Source organism: Neotabrizicola paludis (genome assembly GCF_044142105.1).
GTDB lineage: Bacteria > Pseudomonadota > Alphaproteobacteria > Rhodobacterales > Rhodobacteraceae > Pseudogemmobacter.
Window position 1 is genome coordinate 1 of record NZ_JBGTYM010000029.1, and the last position, 1,097, is coordinate 1,097.

At 63.9% G+C, this 1,097-nt stretch carries 1 protein-coding gene; it reads right to left on the bottom strand.

Annotated elements, in window-relative coordinates:
- Window positions 1-1,094, bottom strand: a 1,094-nt coding sequence (locus ACED67_RS21625) for an S-(hydroxymethyl)glutathione dehydrogenase/class III alcohol dehydrogenase (protein ID WP_395543812.1), incomplete at its 3' end; no start/stop codon positions are given.
- Window positions 1,095-1,097: the final 3 nt, after the last annotated feature.

Sequence of the window (1,097 nt, forward strand, 5' to 3'; positions counted from 1 at the left end):
TGCATCAGGTCGAAGCCCTTGTTGATGTCCTCGAGCTTCAGCGTGTGGGTGATCATCGAATCGATCTCGATCTTGCCGTCCATGTACCAGTCGACGATCTTCGGCACATCGGTGCGGCCGCGCGCGCCGCCAAAGGCCGTGCCTTTCCAGACCCGGCCGGTGACGAGCTGGAAGGGCCGGGTCTGGATCTCGGCCCCGGCCGGCGCCACGCCGATCACCACGGAAACCCCCCAGCCGCGATGGGTGCATTCCAGCGCGTCGCGCATGACCTTGACGTTGCCGGTGCAGTCGAAGCTGTAATCCGCCCCGCCGATCTGGTCGAAGGGGGTCTTGGTCATGTTCACGATATGGGCGACGATCGAGCCCTCGATCTCTTTCGGGTTGACGAAATGGGTCATGCCGAACTTCTCGCCCCAGGGCTTCTTGTCATTGTTCAGATCGACCCCGATGATCATGTCGGCCCCGGCCATCTTCAGGCCCTGGATCACGTTCAGCCCGATGCCGCCCAGGCCGAAGACCACCGCCTTGGCGCCGATCTCGACCTTGGCGGTGTTCAGCACCGCGCCGATGCCGGTGGTGACGCCGCAGCCGATATAGCAGATCTTGTCGAAAGGCGCCTCGGGATCGACCTTGGCCAAGGCGATCTCGGGCAGGACCGTGTGGTTCGCGAAGGTCGAGCAGCCCATGTAGTGATAGATCGGCGTGCCATCGAGCATCGAGAAGCGCGTCGTGCCGTCGGGCATCAGGCCCTGGCCCTGCGTGCTGCGGATCGCGGTGCAGAGATTGGTCTTGCGCGACAGGCAGGAGGGGCATTCGCGGCATTCCGGCGTGTAAAGCGGAATGACATGATCGCCCGGCTTCAGCGTCGTCACGCCCTCGCCCACCTCGATCACCACGCCCGCGCCCTCATGGCCCAGAATCGAGGGGAAGATCCCCTCGGGATCGGCGCCCGACAGGGTGAATTCATCCGTGTGACAGATGCCCGTGGCCTTGATCTCGACCAGAACCTCGCCCGCCTTCGGGCCTTCAAGGTTCACTTCCATGATTTCAAGCGGTTTTCCGGCGGCAACGGCAACGGCGGCACGGGTGCGCATGGG